Source organism: Mesorhizobium sp. B2-2-3 (genome assembly GCF_006442405.1).
GTDB lineage: Bacteria > Pseudomonadota > Alphaproteobacteria > Rhizobiales > Rhizobiaceae > Mesorhizobium.
Window position 1 is genome coordinate 24,188 of sequence record NZ_VFWC01000006.1, and the last position, 18,955, is coordinate 43,142.

At 64.2% G+C, this 18,955-nt stretch carries 13 protein-coding genes; 8 read left to right on the top strand and 5 right to left on the bottom strand.

Features of this window, described 5'->3' with window-relative positions; translation table 11 throughout:
• Positions 1-58: 58 nt before the first annotated feature.
• A complete protein-coding gene (locus FJ951_RS12490) occupies positions 59-2,383 on the bottom strand; it encodes an NADP-dependent malic enzyme (RefSeq protein ID WP_140498933.1) in 2,325 nt (774 codons plus the stop codon).
• Between the two features lie 161 nt (positions 2,384-2,544).
• On the bottom strand, positions 2,545-3,324 hold the full coding sequence (locus FJ951_RS12495) for an SDR family oxidoreductase (protein WP_140515273.1): 780 nt from the start codon (positions 3,322-3,324) through the stop codon (positions 2,545-2,547).
• Between the two features lie 117 nt (positions 3,325-3,441).
• Between FJ951_RS12495 and FJ951_RS12500 the strand changes: the two genes are divergently transcribed.
• Positions 3,442-4,257 (top strand): UDP-2,3-diacylglucosamine diphosphatase, encoded by an 816-nt coding sequence (locus FJ951_RS12500; RefSeq protein WP_140515274.1) that lies wholly within the window; start codon positions 3,442-3,444, stop codon positions 4,255-4,257.
• A gap of 129 nt (positions 4,258-4,386) precedes the next feature.
• Positions 4,387-5,601, top strand: coding sequence for an MFS transporter (locus tag FJ951_RS12505; protein ID WP_140515275.1), 1,215 nt, complete (start codon positions 4,387-4,389; stop codon positions 5,599-5,601).
• Here FJ951_RS12505 and dgcA read toward each other — a convergent pair.
• Positions 5,572-6,555: an N-acetyl-D-Glu racemase DgcA gene (gene dgcA / locus FJ951_RS12510; protein ID WP_140515276.1), complete on the bottom strand. Its 984-nt coding sequence runs from the start codon at positions 6,553-6,555 to the stop codon at positions 5,572-5,574. The genes FJ951_RS12505 and dgcA overlap by 30 nt on opposite strands.
• A 77-nt stretch (positions 6,556-6,632) precedes the next feature.
• Between dgcA and FJ951_RS12515 the strand changes: the two genes are divergently transcribed.
• The 4 genes from FJ951_RS12515 to FJ951_RS12530 all read left to right on the top strand — a co-directional run bounded on the left by FJ951_RS12515 (position 6,633) and on the right by FJ951_RS12530 (position 10,722).
• The gene (locus FJ951_RS12515; RefSeq protein WP_140515277.1) at positions 6,633-7,820 is read left to right on the top strand and encodes an ABC transporter permease; all 1,188 of its coding nucleotides are present in this window, start codon (positions 6,633-6,635) and stop codon (positions 7,818-7,820) included.
• Position 7,821: 1 nt separating this feature from the next.
• Positions 7,822-8,640 carry an ABC transporter ATP-binding protein gene (locus tag FJ951_RS12520; protein ID WP_140515278.1) on the top strand — a complete coding sequence of 273 codons (819 nt, stop codon included), beginning with the start codon at positions 7,822-7,824 and terminating at the stop codon, positions 8,638-8,640.
• A 14-nt stretch (positions 8,641-8,654) separates the two neighbouring features.
• On the top strand, positions 8,655-10,028 hold the full coding sequence (locus FJ951_RS12525) for an MlaD family protein (RefSeq protein WP_140515279.1): 1,374 nt from the start codon (positions 8,655-8,657) through the stop codon (positions 10,026-10,028).
• Positions 10,029-10,122: 94 nt separating this feature from the next.
• Positions 10,123-10,722: an ABC-type transport auxiliary lipoprotein family protein gene (locus FJ951_RS12530; protein ID WP_224618578.1), complete on the top strand. Its 600-nt coding sequence runs from the start codon at positions 10,123-10,125 to the stop codon at positions 10,720-10,722.
• Between the two features lie 32 nt (positions 10,723-10,754).
• Here the strand turns inward: FJ951_RS12530 and FJ951_RS12535 are convergent, their stop codons facing one another.
• Together FJ951_RS12535 and FJ951_RS12540 are read right to left on the bottom strand one after the other, a co-directional pair.
• Positions 10,755-11,369, bottom strand: a complete 615-nt coding sequence (locus tag FJ951_RS12535; RefSeq protein WP_140515280.1) for a 3'-5' exonuclease — start codon at positions 11,367-11,369, stop codon at positions 10,755-10,757.
• A 97-nt stretch (positions 11,370-11,466) separates the two neighbouring features.
• Positions 11,467-17,619 carry a kinesin gene (locus FJ951_RS12540; protein WP_140515281.1) on the bottom strand — a complete coding sequence of 2,051 codons (6,153 nt, stop codon included), beginning with the start codon at positions 17,617-17,619 and terminating at the stop codon, positions 11,467-11,469.
• Positions 17,620-17,891: 272 nt separating this feature from the next.
• Between FJ951_RS12540 and FJ951_RS12545 the strand changes: the two genes are divergently transcribed.
• Together FJ951_RS12545 and FJ951_RS12550 are read left to right on the top strand one after the other, a co-directional pair.
• Entirely contained in the window at positions 17,892-18,260 is a 369-nt protein-coding gene (locus tag FJ951_RS12545; protein WP_140515282.1) for an Hpt domain-containing protein, read from the top strand.
• A gap of 98 nt (positions 18,261-18,358) precedes the next feature.
• A complete protein-coding gene (locus FJ951_RS12550; RefSeq protein WP_137931040.1) occupies positions 18,359-18,679 on the top strand; it encodes a 2Fe-2S iron-sulfur cluster-binding protein in 321 nt (106 codons plus the stop codon).
• Positions 18,680-18,955: the final 276 nt, after the last annotated feature.

Consider the following 18,955-nt stretch of genomic DNA (forward strand, 5'->3'; position numbering starts at 1 on the left):
TTGTTCGCCGCACGCTACGTGCTCGTGGTTAAACCGCAGTTTACCCCCGAATTGGTGTTCAGCCCAGATCGACGACAGCTTGCGCCTTGTGGGCGGCCTCGACCACCGCCAGCGCTGTCATGTTGACGACGCCGCGCGAAGTCACCGAGGGCGTCAGGATATGCGCCGGCTTGTCGGTGCCGAGCAGGATCGGGCCGACATGCAGGGCATCCATCATGGTCCTGAGCGCTGTCAGCGTGATGTTGGCGGAATCGAGGTTGGGGAACACCAGGAGATTGGCTTCGCCCTTCAGACGCGAATGCGGATAGACGCGCTGGCGCAGATGTTCCGACAGCGCGGAATCGGCATGCATCTCGCCGTCGCATTGCAGCTCGGGCGCGATGCGCGCCAGGATCGCCGCCGCCTGCCGCATCTTGAGCGCACTCGGCGAATCGCGCGAGCCGAAATCCGAATGCGACAGCAGCGCCGCCTTGGGCTCGATGCCGAAGCGCTGGATCTCCTCGGCCGCCAGCACGGTCATTTCGGCGATCTCGTCGGCGGTGGGGTCGACAGAAACATGGGTGTCGGTCAGGAAGATGATGCCGCGTTGCGAGATCAGCATGGACAGCGTCGACAGATCCCGGTCCTTGATGCCGGTTCGTGGCCCGATGATCAGCGTGACGTTGCGCAGGTGCCGCTCGAAACGCCCTTCGAGGCCGCAGACCATGGCGTCGGCGTCGCCGCGCTTCAATGCGAGGGCCGCGATCACCGTGTTGTCGGTGCGCACCATGGTGCGCGCGGCCTCCGTCGTCACGCCGCGCCGGCCGGCCAGCTCGATCAGGAGGTCGACGTAATGGCGGTAGCGCGGATCGTCCTCCGGGTTGATCAGGCCGAAGTCGACGCCGGGCTTGATGCGCAGTCCGTAGCGCTTCAATCGCACCTCGATGACGTGCGGACGGCCGATCAGGATCGGCTCGGCGATGCCTTCCTCCAAAACCACCTGCGCGGCGCGCAGCACGCGCTCGTCCTCGCCGTCGGCATAGATGACGCGCTTGGCGCTCGACGCCTTGGCCGACGAGAACACCGGCTTCATCACCAGGCCGGAGCGGAAGACGAAGCGGTTGAGCTTGTCGATATAGGCGGAGAAGTCGCTGATCGGCCTTGTCGCGACACCGGTGTCGCAGGCCGCCTTGGCGACGGCCGGGGCGATGCGCAGGATGAGGCGCGGATCGAAGGGCGAGGGGATCAGGAATTCGGGTCCGAACACCGGCGTCTCGCCGGAATAGGCGCGCGCGGCGACATCCGAAGGTTCTTCGCGGGCAAGGGCGGCGATGGCCCGCACCGCGGCCATCTTCATCTCCTCATTGATTGCGCTGGCGCCACAGTCCAGCGCGCCGCGGAAGATGTAAGGAAAACACAGTACGTTGTTGACCTGATTTGGAAAATCGGACCGGCCCGTGCAGATCATCGCGTCGGGGCGCGCCGCCCGCGCCACTTCCGGCATGATTTCCGGATTGGGATTGGCCAGCGCCAGGATCAATGGCTTCGGCGCCATGTGCTGGAGCAATTCCGGCTTCAGCACGCCGGCGGCCGAAAGCCCGAGGAACACGTCTGCGCCCGATATGACGTCGGCCAGCGTGCGCGCCTCCGTGTCCTTCACATAAGGGTCTTTCCAGCGGTCCATCTCATCCGTGCGCCCCTTATAGGCGACGCCGAAACGGTCGGTGACCCAGATGTTCTCGACCTTGGCGCCGAGCGAGACCAGCAGGTTGAGGCAGGCCAATGCCGCCGCACCCGCGCCCGAAGTGACGATCTTGATGTCGGCAATGGTTTTGCCGGCGAATTCCAGGCCGTTGAGCACTGCGGCGGCGACGATGATGGCGGTGCCGTGCTGGTCGTCATGGAAAACCGGTATGCCCATCCGGGCCTTCAGTCGCTCTTCGACCTCGAAGCATTCCGGCGCCTTGATGTCCTCGAGGTTGATGCCGCCGAATGTCGGTTCCAGCGCCGCCACCGTTTCGACCATGCGCTCGATCTCGGGCGCGTCGATCTCGATGTCGAAGACGTCGATGCCGGCGAATTTCTTGAACAGGACCGCCTTGCCTTCCATGACCGGCTTGGAAGCGAGCGGGCCGATATTGCCCAGGCCGAGCACGGCCGAGCCGTTGGAAACGACGCCGACCAGATTGGCGCGCGCCGTGTAGTCGGCCGCGGTCGCCGGATCGTCGCGGATTTCGAGGCAAGGGGCCGCCACGCCGGGCGAATAGGCGAGCGCCAGGTCGCGCTGGTTGCCAAGCGGCTTGGTGGCCTGGATTTCGAGCTTGCCCGGCGTCGGGTGCTTGTGGAAGTAGAGCGCGGCTTCGTCGAGGTCCGAACGTGCCGTTTTCTTGCTCTCGCCGTTCATTCCGGGCCTCCCTGCGATCCTGCGTGCCGCCTTCTTAGCATGCGGCCGAGATTTTTCGCGACGCCAAATGACGCAATCGCCATTCACATCGACGAAGCCGGGATAAGCGATCTATTTCAACGGTTTGAGCGGAATTTCTTCGGCGCCGGCGCTACCGGGTCTCAGAAGGCGCTGACATAGAGGCCGCCGTCCACCGGTATGTTCTGGCCGGTCAGGTAGCCGGCATGGACCGAGCACAGGAAGGCACAGATCTGGCCGAACTCCTCCGGCGTGCCGAGCCGCTTGGCCGGCACGTCGGCACTGATGCGCGCCTTGCGGGCGGCTGCCGCGGTCGGGTCTTCAACGCTGCCGGCCTCGTGCGGACCGCGCAGCCGGTCGGTATCCAGCTTGCCGGGCAGCAGGCTGTTGATGGTCACGTTGCGGTCGATCACCGTGCGCGCCACGCCGGCAAGAAAGGAGGTCAGGCCGGCGCGCGCGCCGGACGACAGATCAAGGCCGGGGATGGGGACATAGACCGATAGCGAAGTGATGTTGACGATGCGGCCAAAACCGCGCATGGCCATGCCGTCGATCACCGCCTGCACCAGCTCGATCGGCGTCACCATGTTCTGGGTCACGCCTTCGAGCATCTTGGCACGATCGAGCTCGCGGAAATCGCGCAGCGGCGGGCCGCCATTATTGTTGACCAGTATGTCGGGTTCGGGGCAAGCGGCGAGAAGCGCCTTCTGCACCTCGGGCTTCGATACATCGCCGACGACTTCCGTGACGGTCACGCCGTAACGCTCGCGCAGCTCCGCAGCGGTTTTGGCCACCAGCTCGGCGTTGCGCCCGTTGACGACGACGTCGCAACCAGCCTCGGCCAGCGCCATGGCGCAGCCTTTTCCGAGCCCCTTGCTCGAAGCGCAGACGATGGCCTTCTTTCCGCGGATGCCGAGATCCATGACGATTTCTCCTGTGATTCGCCGGCAGGCTAGCTCTTGGGCTGGACCAATCGCAACCGTCATACGGTTGTTGCATGAATCGGGGCATAGGCTCGCGAAAGCAACGGTGAATTCGCGATGTCCGGCCAAGAGCCCCGCACGTTCCGCAGCATGTTCATCTCCGACGTCCATCTCGGGTCGAAGGCGGCAAAGGCCGATTTCCTGATCGATTTCCTTAGACATCACGATGCCGACATCATTTATCTCGTCGGCGATATCGTCGATGGGTGGCGCCTGAGACGCAGCTGGCACTGGCCGCAGAGCCACAATGACGTCGTGCAGAAATTGCTGCGCAAGGCGCGCAAGGGCGCCACCATCACCTACATCGCCGGCAACCACGACGAATTCGCCCGCCAGTTCCAGGGCGTGCATTTCGGCGGCATCGTCGTCGCCGACCGCGCCATTCACGAAACCGCCGACGGCAGGCGGCTGCTCGTTATTCATGGCGACCAGTTCGACACGGTCGTGCACAATCAGCGCTGGCTCGCCTATCTCGGCGACCACGCCTACGACGCCGCCATGCAGGTCAACCGTGTGATCACCCGGCTGCGCCAGCTGCTCGGCCTGCCTTACTGGTCGTTTTCGTCCTGGGCCAAGGTCAAGGTCAAGAAGGCGGTGAACTTCATCGGCTCGTTCCAGATGGTGCTCAGCGACGAGGCGCGGCGCTCGCATGTCGACGGCGTCATATGCGGCCATATCCATCATGCCGCGATCGAAAGCTATGGCGACGTCCAGTACATCAACACCGGCGACTGGGTGGAAAGCTGCACGGCGGTGGTCGAACATTTCGACGGCCGGATGGAAATCCTGACCTGGGCGCATGTCTTGCCCGACGCGCCGGACGAACCCTTCATCCCGATGCTGATCGAGGACCGGGTGGTGCAGGCCGCCTGACTGCGGGTGCCAGGCACAGATTCCGGTGTTAATCGATTAGGCCAATCGGTTTCGTCCGGTTTTTCCTCATGTTAAGGGTCAATCCACACTGCTCGCCGTTCGTGGACGGCAGCGTTATTGGATCGATTCATGCCGCTGCCGCCGCTTTCACCCGAACAGCTCGTCAAGCCTCGCCATTTCGAACTGCGCATGAGCCTGATCTTCGCGACATTGTTCGTGTCGCAGGGCACGCATCTGCCTTACTTCCCGCTGTGGCTGCAGGCGAAAGGTTTTCACGCCGAGCAGATCGCCGTCATCCTGGCGGCTCCGATGTTCCTGCGCGTCGTGACGACGCCGCTGCTCACCGCGCTCGCGGACCGGGCGAGGGACCGCGCCGACGTCTATATCGCGCTCGTCGCGGCATCGATGATCATTTCCGCCGGCTATTTTCTGCCGGCCTCCTACGCCGTCGTGCTTGCGGTGTCGCTGGCGCTGACGATCGTATGGACACCGCATTCGCCGATGGCCGATTCGCTCGCGCTTTCGGGCGTGCGCCGCTTCGGCTCCAACTACACCAGCATGCGCAAGTGGGGTTCGATCTCCTATCTCTGCGCCAACGTGGCCGGTGGTTTCATCCTGACCGCGGCAGGGGCGCAAGCCGTCCCGGCGATCATTTTCGCGGCACTGGGTGCCGCGCTCGTTGCCGCGCTGCTTGCGCCGCGCCTTGGGCGGCCGCGCCTTGCCTCACCGCTTTCGGCCGCGGAGATCCAGCATTCGGCGCCGAGCCTCTTCAATGCCTATTTCGTCTATTTCACCCTCGGGGTCGGCATCCTCACCGCCAGCCACGCCTTCCTTTACGGCTTCGTGTCGATCTACTGGAAGTCGATCGGCATCGGCGACACCGTCGTCGGGCTTCTGTGGGCGTGGGGCGTGGTGGCCGAAGTCTGCATGTTCGTGTTTTTCAACCGCATATTCGCCTCCGTGTCGGTCGTCAGGGTGATGGTGATTGCCGGCATCGGCGCGGTCGTGCGCTGGATCGCCTTTCCGCTGATCTGGCCGCTTGGCCTCGGCGTCGCCGGGTTTTTCGGCGTCCAGACCCTGCATTCGGTGTCGGTGGCCATGGTGCTGATCGGCCTGCAGAAAATGATCGGCGAAACGGTCTCGGAAGAGCGCACCGGTGCCGCACAGGGCATCGCCTATTTCTTCAACGGCTTCTTCATGGCCGCCGTGACGCTCGCCTCCGGCCCGCTCTACGACCGTTTCGGGGTCGACGGCTTCCTGGCCATGATCCCGATCGCGATCATCGGCCTGGTGCTGGTCGGACTCGCGGCGCGCTCAGCCCCAAAGCGCCGGATCGGGCGGTGAAACCAAGGATCCCTCATAGGCGAGGCCGGGCACACGATCCCGCGCAAGCAGCAGCGGTCCGTCGAGGTCTACGAAATCGGCGTCCTGGGCGAGCAGCACCGCCGGCGCCATCGCCAGCGACGTGCCGACCATGCAGCCGACCATGACGCCGAAACCCAGTTCGCGGGCGCGGTCGCGCAGCACGAGCGCCGCCGTCAGCCCGCCCGACTTGTCGAGCTTGATGTTGACGGCATCGTAGAGACCGGCGAGCGCGGCCAGATCCCCCGCCTCATGCACGCTCTCGTCCGCGCAGATCGGCACCGGATGCGCGATGTGGCGCAGGATGCCGTCATGGCCCGCCGGCAGCGGCTGTTCGATAAGCGCGATGCCTTGCTCGGCGGCAAAGGCGAGGTTCGCGGCGATGGTGTCATCGTTCCAGCCCTCGTTGGCGTCGAGGATGATGCGGCTGTCGGGCGCGGCCTGCCGGACGGCGCGGATGCGCGCGATGTCGTTGTCGCCGCCGATCTTGACCTTGAGCAGCGGCCGCGCCGCATTGGCACGGGCCTGCGCCGCCATCGCCTCGGGTTCGCCCAGCGACAGCGTGTAGGCCGTCTCGAGCTGATGCAAAGGAGCCGGCCAGACTACGTCCGCCACCGCCTTGCCGCTGATCTTGGCTTCCAGGTCCCACAAGGCGCAATCGATGGCGTTGCGCGCCGCGCCCGCCGGCATGGCGCCGAGCAGGGCTGTCCGGTCCATGCCAGCAGAGATTTGCCCGCGCATGGCCTCTATCGCGGCGCGAACCCCATCCATGGTCTCGCCATAGCGTTTGTACGGCACGCATTCGCCACGGCCCGTGTAATCGCCTTCGCTGATCGTGCAGGTGATCACTTCGGCTTCGGTCTTCGAACCACGCGAAATGGTGAAGGTGCCGGCGATCGGAAAACGCTCGGCCTCGACCGAAATGACACGCGCCATAATTTTCTGCTCCGGCTGTGCGAGAAGGGTCGTCGGCAAATCGACAAGGCCGGACCCGTCAGGCTAAACAGGACGCCATGTTGACCATCGGCAAGCGCGACGCAAGCGGCAAGACCGCCTCGGAGGCTGACCACGAACCGCGCGTGTCGGTCGGTGAGGAAGCAGGCGTTCTCGGGTGCGCCTTCTCGGGAATCTGGACGACGCGCACCGTGGCCGCGGTCGACGCAGAGATGCGCAAAATCGAGAAACGGAGCGGTTTCAAGACTTTGGCGCTCGATCTTTCGCACATCGAGAAGATCGACACCGCCGGCGCGTGGCTGATCGACCGCCTGGTCAGCGCTTTCGAGAAGAAGGGCGTCGAGGTCAGGCTGCAGGGCCAAAGCGACGTTGCCTCGATCCTGCTCGGCGCGGTCGGCGACGCGGTGCGGCGCGAGCCCGAATCGGGGCCGGTCGGGCCGCCCAACATCGTCATTCGCGCGCTGGAGGCGGTTGGCCGCCGCGTCTACGAAATGCGCGACGATTTTCTCGCCTCGATGAACATACTGGGCGCCACGATCCGTGGCGCGCAGATGAAGCTCGGCCGCGGCCATGCCGTCAATCCGGCGGCGATCTTCAACCAGATCGACCGCATGGGCGTCGGAGCCATTCCGGTGGTGGTGCTGATGTCGGCGATCGTCGGCGCCATCGTTGCCCAGCAGGGCGCCTACCAGCTCAGCTATTTCGGCGCCGACATCTTCGTCGTCGACCTCGTCGGCGTGCTGATCCTGCGCGAACTCGGCGTGCTGATGACGGCAATCATGATCGCCGGCCGCTCGGGCAGCGCCATCACCGCCGAAATTGGCTCGATGAAGATGCGCGAGGAAGTGGATGCGCTGAAGGTCATCGGGCTCAACCCCATCGGCGTGCTGGTCTTTCCGCGCCTGGTTGCGCTGGTGATCGCCCTGCCTTGCCTGACCATCATCGCCAATTTTGCCGCACTCGGTGGCGGTATCCTCGCGGCTTGGCTCTATTCCGACATCGCACCCGCCGCCTTCATCGACCGGCTGCGCGTCGCCATCGACCTCAGCACCATTTTCGCCGGCCTGATCAAGGCGCCGTTCATGGCTATGATCATCGGCACCATCGCCTCGGTCGAGGGCATGAAGGTCGGCGGCAGCGCCGAATCGCTTGGTCAGCACGTGACCGCCTCGGTGGTGAAATCGATCTTCGTCGTCATCATCCTCGACGGGCTTTTCGCCATGTTCTATGCAGCGATCGAGTTCTGAAATGGCGATGGGAAACGGCATCGAGACCAGGGCCAAGGAGGGCGCGGATGACAGCGAGATCGTGCTTTCGGCGCATGACATCACCGTTTCCTTCGGCGACAATCTGATCCTCGACAAACTGTCGCTCGATATCTGGCGCGGCGAGATCCTCGGTTTCGTCGGCGCTTCGGGCGCCGGCAAATCAGTTCTGCTGCGCACCATCCTTGGTTTGACGCGCAAGCAGTCCGGCACGATCAAGCTCTTCGGCGTGGATATCGAAAAGGCCGACGATGCCGAACGGCTGCGCATCGACATGCGCCTTGGGGTGCTGTTCCAGCACGGCGCGCTGTTCTCGGCGCTGACGGTGCTGGAAAACGTCCAGGTGCCGATGCGCGAATATCTCGACCTGCCGCGCAAGCTGATGGACGAACTGGCGATGCTCAAGGTCGAACTGGTCGGGCTGCCGCCGGACGCGGCGCAGAAATTCCCGTCCGAGCTGTCGGGCGGCATGATTAAGCGCGCGGCACTCGCTCGCGCGCTGGCGCTCGATCCCGACATCGTCTTCCTCGACGAGCCGACCTCGGGCCTCGATCCGATCAGCGCGGCGGAATTCGACGAGCTGGTGGTCAAGCTGCGCGATACGATGGACCTGACCGTCTACATGGTGACCCACGATCTCGACACGCTTTTCACCGCCTGCGACCGCGTCGCCGTGCTCGGCAAGAAGAAAGTGCTGGTCGAAGGCACCATAGACGACATGCTGAAGAGTGAAGAACCGTGGGTAAAATCGTATTTCCGCGGAAAACGAGCCCGGCAACTTGATCTTGCCGCGCGCGCATAGCCATAAGTGAAGCAATGGAAACCAGAGCCAACTACGTTATTGTCGGCATCTTCACGCTGGTGGCGATCCTGGCGGCGTTCGGCTTCGTCTATTGGACGGCGGCGATCGGCGACAAAGGCGAGACCACATTGTTGCGCGTGCGCATCCCTGGCTCGGCTTCCGGACTTGGCCGCGGCAGCTTCGTGCTGTTCAACGGCGTCAAGGTCGGCGACGTCAGGCGCGTCTATATCGATGTCGACAATCCGACGGTCGCCATCGCCGACACCGAGATCGATCGCATGACGCCGATCACCAAATCGACGCAGGCCGATATCGGCCTGGCGGGCCTGACCGGACAGGCCAATATCGAACTCAAGGGCGCCGACCCCAAGGAAGTAAAACTTCTCGACCAGGCCGAGAAGGAAGGCAAGGTCGCCGAGATCGTGGCCAACCCGTCGGCGGTGACCAATCTTTTGCAGACGGCGCAGAACATCTTCACGCGCGCCGACACGGTACTGACGCAGCTGGAGGGGTTCACCAAGGATGTGCGCGGGCCGCTGACGCAGACCGTGCAGAATGTGCAGACGTTCTCCGACGCGCTGGCCAGGAATTCCGACGGCGTCGACAAGTTCCTGTCCGCGGTCAGCGCGCTGTCCGATGAGCTGAAGGGCGTCTCGGGCAAGCTCGACGGCACGCTGAAGGCGGCCGAAGGGCTGCTCAATGCGGTCGACAAGGACAAGATCAAGAGCATCGTCGCCAATGTCGATACGGTGACCGGCAACCTCAAGGAAACGTCCAAACAGCTCGATGGCGTGATCAGGAATGTCGATACGGCCGTGGGATCGGTCAATGATTTCGCCAAGCAGACGCAAGGTACGCTGGCCAAGGTCGACAGCGTGCTCGACGGCATCGATCCGGCGCAAGTGCGCACGGCTCTGGCCAACATCCAGAAGGCAAGCGAAAGCGCCGACAAGGCGGCCTCGGACATCGCCAAGGTGACCGGCAAATTCGCGAACAGGGCGGACGACATCGACGAGACGATCAAGGATGCGAGGCAGCTCGCGCAGCGGCTCAACGACGCCTCGGTGCGCGTCGACGGCATCCTGGCCAAGGTCGACAAGCTGCTCGGCTCGGGCCAGGCGGACGGCGTGATGGCGGACGCCAGGGACACGCTGAGGTCGTTCAAGCAGGTTGCCGATACGCTGAATTCGCGGCTTGGCGTCATCACCGACAATATAGCCCGGTTCTCCGGCCAGGGCCTTTCGAATGTCGAGGCGCTGGTTCAGGACAGCCGCCGTTCAATCAGCCGCATCGAGGAGGCGGTTACCGACCTCAGCCGCAATCCGCAGCGCATCCTGTCGGGCGGCGAGGGCGAGGTTCGGCAGTACGATGGCAGGGCGCGGCGTTGACTTCGGTCTCGGCTCGCCGCAGAAACAGTGTCTGCATCCGCGGGTTGTTGTTACAATCCAGGGATAGTGAGGCCGGGGACAGCAGGGATCGCGCGTGAAGTCGACGATTGTGTTCAGATCGGGCGTGGCCTTGCTTGCCTTGACCCTTGCCGGTTGTGCCGCGCTGCCGGGCGGCGGGCCTGCGCCGCTTGACACGTTCGAACTGTCGGCGCCGTCGGTCGAGGCGCATGGCCACAGCCGCCGCCAGATCCTGATCGCCCAGCCATCCGCGCTCAAGGCGCTGGACAGCCAGAACATCGTCATAAAACCGTCCCCGCGCTCGATCCAGTACCTCAAGGGCGCGCAATGGGCGGACCGGCTGCCGCTGATCGTGCAGGCTCGGCTGGCCGAGACGTTCCAGCGCTCGGGCAGCTTCGCCGGCGTGGGCAAGCCGGGCGAGGGACTGGCGATCGACTACCAGGTCATCGTCGAGATTCGTTCGTTCGAAGTCCGTGTCGACGGCGGCGATCATGCCGAAGTCGACCTGTTCGTGCGCATCCTCAACGACCGCAACGGCGAGGTGCGTGCGTCCAAGAGCTTTACGGCGACCGCGCCCGTCTCGGGCAGCGGCAACCAAGGCTATGTCGGCGCGCTCGATGCTGCTTTCGGCGACGCGGCCAAACAGATCGTGCGCTGGACCGATTCGGCGGTCTGAGCGGCGATCCCGGGCGGGCGCCAGCCACCAGGCTACAAGCGGTCGAAGGCGTCCGGCCGCAGCTTTCCGGCCTTCATCAGGTGCTGCAGGGTGTAGGTTACGGACAGCGCGTCATCGAGCGCATCGTGTCCCTGCAATGGCGGGTGTTGAACGCCATAATAATCGGCAAGCTTGTTGCTCGGCGTCCTTGCCAGGTCCTCGATCGGCATCCCGGCCGAGATCAGCAGCTTTACGGTATTGTCAAAACGGGCGGCCGGGATGGAGGCGGGGATGCCTGCGATATAGCAGCTGATGGCTATCATGTTCAGTTCGTCCTTGCCCCAGGACCAAAATCGCGCCCCATTGGAGAAACGATCGACGTCAACAAGGGCTTCTCCTAGCGCGACCCCCTCGATCTCCAGCTTTTCTTCTGTGATGCCAGTCAGTTCGGTGAAGAAAGGGTCGAGCGCGTATCTCCTGCCAAACCGGTCGATCGGTCTGACATAGGCCTTGTGCGTGCCCAGGACGGGAAAGTCGTCTTCGAGCCCAAGCCTGACCGCGCCGATCTGCGCGATGACCGGGTCGGGATCGTGGGCCGCGCACCAGAATCTGCGTTGCGAGCCCTCAAGGCAAAGAAACTCGCAGTCGAATATGATCGCCGTCTTCACAAGTCAGAGATCCAGTCCCGGATGCGACGTCCACCCTTCCAAGCAAAAAGGCGGGAGACAAGTCTCCCGCCTTTTTTCATTGGCTGTCTGCCGCTGCCTAGTGCAGGCGGCCGCTGGCGTGGGCCAGCATGGTGTAGACCTTGCCTGTATCCGATGTCAGGTAGGTCTGTGCCATGATGTTGTCGCGGTCGTTGCGCGACACGTCCTTCAGCAGCTTCTCGAAATCATCGCAATAGCGGTCGACGGCGGCGCGGAACTCTGCCTCCGTCTGGTACTTGCGACGGATCTCGTCGAACGTCTGCTGGCCCTTCAGCGTATAGAGCCGCCGCGTGAACACGTCACGCTCGCCGCGCCGGTACCGGTTCCACAGTTCGATCGACGCATCGTGATCGATGGCCCGTGCGATGTCGACGGACAGCGAGTTCAGTGATTCCACGACATGAAGCGGCGAGCGCTGGGCAGGGGCGGCGCGCGGCGCGTCGGCGGGTGTTGCCGGCTTGGCTTCGTCCTCGCGTGACGCCCCGCTCAGGAGATCGCGCACCCAGCCGCCCTGTTGCGTGCGGGCGCCGGCGTCGGGACGCTGGCGCGGCGCCGTGTCGGCGGGGCGCTCCAGGTCAAGCGTGCCGCGTAGCGCCGTGCCGCCCGACGGCGCCTGCGGCGCGCGAAGTTCCGGCTGTGGCGCGGGAGCGCGGCGCGGCGGCTCTGCCGCGCGGGACGCTGCCGGGGCTTGCGGCGCCGGGCGCAGATTGCGCGATTCCAAGGGCTCTCCACCACTGCGGCCGGACTTCGCAACGATGTCCGAAAGCTCCTTCAGGGCGTTGATCTGCTCGGAAACCGCGCGGCGGATGGCCGATGTCGATTCCTTGGCCTCTTCCGGCATCTCGATGACGCCTTTCTTGAGCTCGGCGCGGGTGAGGTCGAGCTCGCTCTTGATGGCGCCGGCGGTGCGGCGCATCTCCTCGGTCGCGTCGGAGAAGCGCTTGGTTGCCGAATCGACGACGTCGGTGATGGCGTTGCGGATCTTGTCGGCCGATTCCAGCGTCCTGCCTTCCGCATTTTGCAGCGTCTGGCCGACCAGATTCTCGAACGAGCGCATGACCCTTTCGAGATCCTCCGACTTCTTGACCAGGCCGACAGCGAGATCCTCGAGTGAAGACTGCCTTTCTAGCGTGTGTTCGAGGTTGCTCTGGGCCGAGCTCAGGAGGTCCGAAGCACCGGCGAGCAGGCGGCTGTGTTCATCGAACTTGGTGGCGATCGACGCGACCTCGCGCAAGGTCGACGACGACAGTTCCGTCAGCCTTGTCGTGTTCGAATCGACCAGCCTTGCCGAGCTGGCGAAGGTCTGCGCCGCTTTCTCGGTGGTTGCCGCGAAGCTTTGCGTGCTGCCGGTCAGGCGTTCGTCGACCTGACCGAGATTGGCCGCGGCCTGTTCGATCAGCTGACCGAGCTGCGCGCTCGACGTGGTCATTCGGCCGATCAGGTCGGCGACACTGTCGGATAGCGACGAGCGGGCACCTTCGACCGCCGAAAGGGTCTCGGCGGTGCGGCTGGCGAGCGCGTTGACGAGGGCTGCGTTTTCGCTGCGCAGCTTCTCGGCGGCACGTTCGGTGACCTCTTCCATGCTCTTTTGCAGTTCCGAGCCGCCCTGGGCGAAACGCTCGACCAGCGGCCGCGCGGTCTCGTCGAGGATCTTCGACATCTCCGCCGACCGTGCCGCGAGCATGGTGTTGAGCTCGCGGGTGTTGGCGCCGATCGTCTTGGCGGCGTCGTTGGTGCTCTGGCCGATATGCTGGCCGACCGCGGTGAAGGTCTCCGCGATGACATTGGCGCGCGACACGAGTTGCGCTTCGGCGCTCGACACCTGCTCGTTGAGCTTCTGGCCCATCGTCTCGGCGGTATGGGCTAGCCGGTTCTCGACGCTGGCTATCTGCTCTTCGACGCGGGCAGCAGCCGTTGCCGCGGTCGATGCGAGCCGCTCGTCGGCGCCGGCGAGCGCCTGCTCGATTTCACGGGCATGCGCGGCCAGTTCCTGGCCGGTCTGGCGCGCACGGTCGGCGACCCTCTGCTCCGTGCTGGTGAAGGCGCCAACGATGCTCTGCGCATGTTCGCCGATGGTCGAGGTGCTGGCGGCGATGCGGGAAACCAGTCGGTTGTCCGCATCATCGAAGATGCGGGCGATTTCGGAGGCGCGGCCTGACAGCGCTTCCGAACCTTCGGCGATGCGCGAGACCAGGTGCTGGTCGGCGGCGTCGAAGATGCGGCCGAGATCCGCTGCACGCGCGGCAAGAGCTTCGGCCGATTCGCCGATGCGCATGCCGAGCCGCTGATCGGCGCCTTCGAAATTGCGCAGGATATCGCCGGCGCGGGCGGCCAGCGACTGTGCCGTTTCGACGGCCCGGGCAACCAGCTTCTGGTCGGCCGCGTCGAAGGTGCCGGCAATCTCGCTCACCCGAGCCGCCAACTGGTCGGCGGTCTCCTGGGCGCGGGCGGCCAGCTTCTGGTCGGCCGCGTCGAACGTGCCGGCGATTTCGCTTGCACGGGCGGCAAGCTGATCGGCGGTTTCATGGGCTCGCGCCAGCAAGGAACTGGACGCATCGTCCGCGCGGGCAAGCAAGGCGCTCGACGTGTCTTCCGCACGGGCGTGGAGACGGCGATCCGCCTCCTCGAAGGTGCGGGCGATGTCTTCGGCTCGAGCCAGCAGGGCGGCCGAGGTCTGCTCGGCGCGCTCGGCGATCTTGCGATCCGCATCGGAGAAGGCCTGGCCCGCCTGCTCATGCAGGACGCTGGTGACTTCCAGGACCTTCTCGCGCAAGGCGCCGGCCACGAAGACGGCGCTCTTCTCGAGCACGTTGCGCACATTGTCGACGCCTGTCGACAGCGCACGCTCCATGGTGCCCGCACGCTCCTCGATGATGCCGGTCTGGCGACTGAACGCCTGCTCGATCTTGTCCACGTCGGCGGCGATCGCAGCGGAGATGTCGGTGCTCCTGGCCGCGATCTGGTCGATGTGACCCGACAGTGAACGATCGATATCCTTGCGGGTCTCGGCGAGCCTGCCGAGATCGTCTTCCAGCGCGCGGCTCAGCACGTCGCGGCCTTCGGCCAGCTTGCCGACATGTCCGGCGATGATGCCGTCGAGATCGCCACGGCTCTCCGACAGCCTCTGCAAATCGGCCTCCAGCGCGCGCTTGAGGATGTCGCGGCCTTCGGCCAGCTTCTCGACCTGGCCGGCGACAAGGCCGTCGATGCTCGAGCGGCTTTCGGCCAGCTTGGCGAGATCGTCCTCGAGTGCCTTCGACAGCACCGAACGCTCCTGGACAAGCCGCTCGGAGTGGCTATTGACCAGTCCGTTGACGTTTTCCAGATCGTCTTCGAGTGCCTTCGACAGCGCCGAACGATCCTGGACAAGCCTTTCGGAGTGGCTGTTGACGAGAGTGTTGACGTTTTCGAGGTCGGCTTCGAGCGCCCGGGCGAATTGTCCCCGATCTTCGACCAGTTTCTGGGACTGGTCGGCGACGGTGTTCTTGATCGTATTGAGATCGGCTTCCAGCGCACGGCGCAGGATGTCGCGGCCTTCGGCCAGCTTCTCGACCTGGCCGGCCACCAGCCCGTCGATGCTCGAGCGGCTCTCGGCCAGCTTGGCGAGGTCCTCCTCAAGCGCTTTCGACAAGGTCGAACGGTCCTGGACCAGCTTGTTCATGTGGTCGGCAATGACGCTGTTCACGTTCTGCAAGTCCGCCTCGAGAACCCGCGACAGCTGCCCGCGGTCCTCGGCCAGCCTCTCGGACTGGCTCGATATGACGCCCTTGATCGCGTTGAGGTCGGATTCCAGCGCCCGCCTGAGAATATCGCGGCCTTCGGCCAGTTTCTCGACCTGACCGGCGACCAGGCCGTCGATGCTCGAGCGGCTCTCGGCGAGCTTGGCAAGGTCGGCTTCAAGGGTCTGCGACAGCAGGCTGCGATCCTCGGCCAGGCGGCCCGAATGGTCCTCGATCAGCCCGCGTATGCTGGACAGATCGTCCTCCAGCGAACGGCCGAGCTGCGAGCGGTCTTCCGCCAGTTTCGCCGAATGCGCCTCGATGAGGTCCTTGATGCCGGCGATGTCGTTCTCCAGCGCCCTGGCGAGTACCGCGCGGCCCTCGGCGATCTTCTCGACCTGACCGGCGACAAGGCCATCAATATCGGCGCGCGTGTCCACGAGCTTGCCGAGGTCGGTTTCGAGCGCGCGCGAGAGAATGTTGCGGCCCTCGGCCAGCTTGCCAACATGTCCAGCAACCATTTCGTCAATGATTGTACGGGCTTGCACCAGCTTTCCGGAGTCTTCGTTGAGAGCCTGGGAGAGCCGGTTGCGGCCTTCTTCCAGCCTTTCGAGGTGGCTGCCGAGCGAAGCGTCGATGGCAGCGCGCGATTCGTTGACCTTGCGCAGATCTTCTTCGAGAGCGCGCGCGATCAGGCTGCGGCCTTCGGCCAGCTTCTGCACCTGGTCGGTTACCGCAGCATCGATGCCGGCACGGCTCTGGGCGAACTTGGCCAGATCGGCCTGCATCGCGGCCGCCATGCGCTCGCGGCTCTCGGAAAGGCTGCGGCTGTGATTTTCGACCGCTTCCTCTATGCCCACGCGGGCATCGGCAAGCCGCTGGATATCGGCATCGAACGAGCGCGAGACGACGTGGCGCGCCGCTTCCATGCGTCCGGCGAAATCGCTGGCGCGCGCTTCGAGCATGGACGAGGTCGACGTGACGATATCGGCCATGTCGGCGCCGATCTGGGTCTTGCCCTGGTCGATCATCGCCGTCAGCGTGTCCTTGCTCTCGGCGAAGGTGTGGGCGATTTCGCGCGCGCGTTCGACCAGCGTTTCGTTGATCTGCCGGGCACGGGCTTCGAGTGCTGCGTTGAGCTTCTGCGTGCCGGTGTCGAGAGCCTCGGCGCGGGTCTGGAACTCGCTGATCAGCGCCTGGCCGCGCTCGGCGAGCGTGCGCTCGATGCCGTTGAGGCTGGCCTCGAATTCCGAATTGAGTGTGCGCGCGGCGCCACCAAGCAGCGACACCATGCCGTTGGTGCGATCGTCGAGCAGGTCGGTCAACGACCGGGTCAGGCCGTCTGTCGTGTCCGTCAGCTTGGCGATGCGCGTGTCGAGCAGGCTGGCGAAAGCCTCGCCGGAAGTCGAAAGCTTGTCGGTTATGGTGTCGAGCCGTCCTTCCACCGAATCGAAGATCGACAGCGAACTTTCGTTGATGCGGTCGATAAGCGTGTCGCCGGAATTGGTGATGGTCATCGACAGTTTGGTCGATGCATTGAGAATGCTGTCGCGGATGAGGTCGCTGGCAGCGCCGATTTCGTCCTTGAGGGTGTCGTGCGCGCCGGCGATCGAAGCGCGAACCCGCTCCGCATGGCTGACGACCGCCTCGCGCTCGCTGCCGAGCCCGTCGACGAGCGAGCGGATGCGGGTTTCGTTTTCCGAATAGGAGCGCTCGATCTGGTTGACCTCGCTGTGGACCAGCGTTTCCAGTTCGACGGCGCGGGCCAGCGTGCGTTCGATGCCTTCGCCCATGGCGGCCACCTCGCGGCGGACGGCCTGGCCGATCATCATGACGCGATCCTGGGCCATGTTTTCCGGCTCGGTGAGGCGGAAGGCCACTTCCGTCATCGACTGGGCGGCGATGCGCATGTCCTGCGCGCGGCGAATCATGGCGGCGAAGGCCCAGAACAGGATGACCGGCACGATGGCCGCGACAGCAAGGCCGATCAGTTCGGGACGGGCGAAGAACTGGTCGAGCGTGCGGATCCTCCAGATGCTCGGCCCGAAGAGCAGGTTGGCCAATCCGCCCGCGCCGGCGATCCAGGCCAGCGAAACGAAGGCGATAACCCAGTAGATCGTGTTCGAGGCGCGCCGGTTGAGGCTGTGCAGAAGCGTCTTGTAATCCTTCTGACGATCGTCATTGGCCGGCGAGAAGCCGGCGGGCTGACCGCCATTGCGTGTTTCGACGGGGCGCAGTTCGGCGGGTTTGGTCTTTGGCGCGGGATTCGCGGCCTGGGCTTGGTTGACGACGGGTGCCTGCGTCTGATTGCGTCCCTCGCGCGCCAATTCGTCGGCGGCCTGGGATATCTGCGCTTCCAGATCTTCCATCGAGGCCGCTATATCGAGGTCGCCGCTGCCGGTGTCGCCGCTGAGGTCGAGATCGAGTGCCTTCTCGAGTTCCCTGGCCACATCGTTGTCCAGAGATCTGGTCGTCGTTGTTTTCTTCGCCATGCCTTCGCTACCCTGTACTAGCTGCCGCGGGCTTATGATTTTGGTTGTCGCACCCACGCGCAGGAGGCTGAAAATGGACCCCTCGTATCGTAATGACACAGGGGGGTAAAGAAAACATGCATTCCGCGGGATACGTAAAACTTTAAATATAAGGTTAACGGAAGCGTGATTCCGGCGCCGCTTTCGCAACATTTTTTCCGGCCATCCATTAACCCGTTGTCCATTGGATTCGCCTAGTTTTTCAGGCGGCCGAAGAAGCGGAGTTCGAGTTCATGCGTGGCGAAAGCGGCATTGCCTTCTCAATGCCCGGGGGCGATGTATCGGGAACGAGGCGGTCCCGACCGGTCGATTTGGCACACCTTGCGCGGCAGACGATCGGCGACCGCGGCCTCGAACAGGAGGTGCTGGCGCTCTTTGTACAACAGGCGCTGTCGGTGCGCGACAGGATAGTCGATGCGGACATCAAGGACCGGCTGCTCCTGGCGCACGGCCTGAAGGGTTCGGCGCGTGGTGTCGGGGCCTTTGCCATTGCCGATTGCGCCACCGAGATAGAACGGCAGCCGGAAGACAGCCAGACGCTTACGCGGCTCGGCAAACTGATCGACGAAGTGCGCGATTTCATCGCCGCCATCAACCGCTAGACCCGTTTGCGGAAAAACGTCACCGAGCGGCGCTTTCTCGCCGCAGTTGACTTGTGTGCCCGAGTGATTATCTCGGCGGAAACTCCCTCAGGTGACAAATGACCAAACTGACCTTCATTGCCCATGACGGCACACATTTCGACGTGGATGCCGAGAACGGCTCGACGGTCATGGAAAACGCCATCCGCAATGCCGTGCCGGGTATCGAAGCGGAGTGCGGCGGCGCCTGCGCCTGTGCAACCTGCCACGTCTATGTCGACGAGGCCTGGACGGCGGAAGTCGGCGAGCCGGAAGCAATGGAAGAGGACATGCTGGACTTTGCCTACGACGTCCAGCCGAATTCGCGGCTATCGTGCCAGATCAAGGTGCGCGACGCGCTCGACGGACTGGTGGTGCGGGTGCCCGAGCGCCAAGGCTAAAAGCCGATTTTTGCCCGAGGCAATGAATCCGGGCAGGGGGGTCCTTGGGGGCCGGCTGTTGACGTCGCCTTGAATGGAAAACCCGCCTGTGCGGCGGGCCTCCGGCGCAACTCAACACCATAACCAAATATCTACCATAGTTGCGGGCACCCCCTCAAGAAAAATTCCTATCTTGGGAGATGCCGGCCATAAAAAATTGCCGGCGCAGCCGGACTGGCGGTCGTCCAGCCTTTCTTAATTCAGTTCGCAGCTCTGATTTTTGCCGCCACCGCTTGG

Bases quoted from the DNA above. Each gene is read 5' to 3' on its own strand.
- FJ951_RS12545 (WP_140515282.1), top strand. From the start codon at position 17,892: ATGCGTGGCGAAAGCGGCATTGCCTTCTCAATGCCCGGGGGCGATGTA.
- FJ951_RS12515 (WP_140515277.1), top strand. From the start codon at position 6,633: ATGTTGACCATCGGCAAGCGCGACGCAAGCGGCAAGACCGCCTCGGAG.
- FJ951_RS12550 (WP_137931040.1), top strand. From the start codon at position 18,359: ATGACCAAACTGACCTTCATTGCCCATGACGGCACACATTTCGACGTG.
- FJ951_RS12540 (WP_140515281.1), bottom strand. From the start codon at position 17,619: ATGGCGAAGAAAACAACGACGACCAGATCTCTGGACAACGATGTGGCC.
- FJ951_RS12505 (WP_140515275.1), top strand. From the start codon at position 4,387: ATGCCGCTGCCGCCGCTTTCACCCGAACAGCTCGTCAAGCCTCGCCAT.
- dgcA (WP_140515276.1), bottom strand. From the start codon at position 6,555: ATGGCGCGTGTCATTTCGGTCGAGGCCGAGCGTTTTCCGATCGCCGGC.
- FJ951_RS12495 (WP_140515273.1), bottom strand. From the start codon at position 3,324: ATGGATCTCGGCATCCGCGGAAAGAAGGCCATCGTCTGCGCTTCGAGC.
- FJ951_RS12490 (WP_140498933.1), bottom strand. From the start codon at position 2,383: ATGAACGGCGAGAGCAAGAAAACGGCACGTTCGGACCTCGACGAAGCC.
- FJ951_RS12500 (WP_140515274.1), top strand. From the start codon at position 3,442: ATGTCCGGCCAAGAGCCCCGCACGTTCCGCAGCATGTTCATCTCCGAC.
- FJ951_RS12525 (WP_140515279.1), top strand. From the start codon at position 8,655: ATGGAAACCAGAGCCAACTACGTTATTGTCGGCATCTTCACGCTGGTG.
- FJ951_RS12520 (WP_140515278.1), top strand. From the start codon at position 7,822: ATGGCGATGGGAAACGGCATCGAGACCAGGGCCAAGGAGGGCGCGGAT.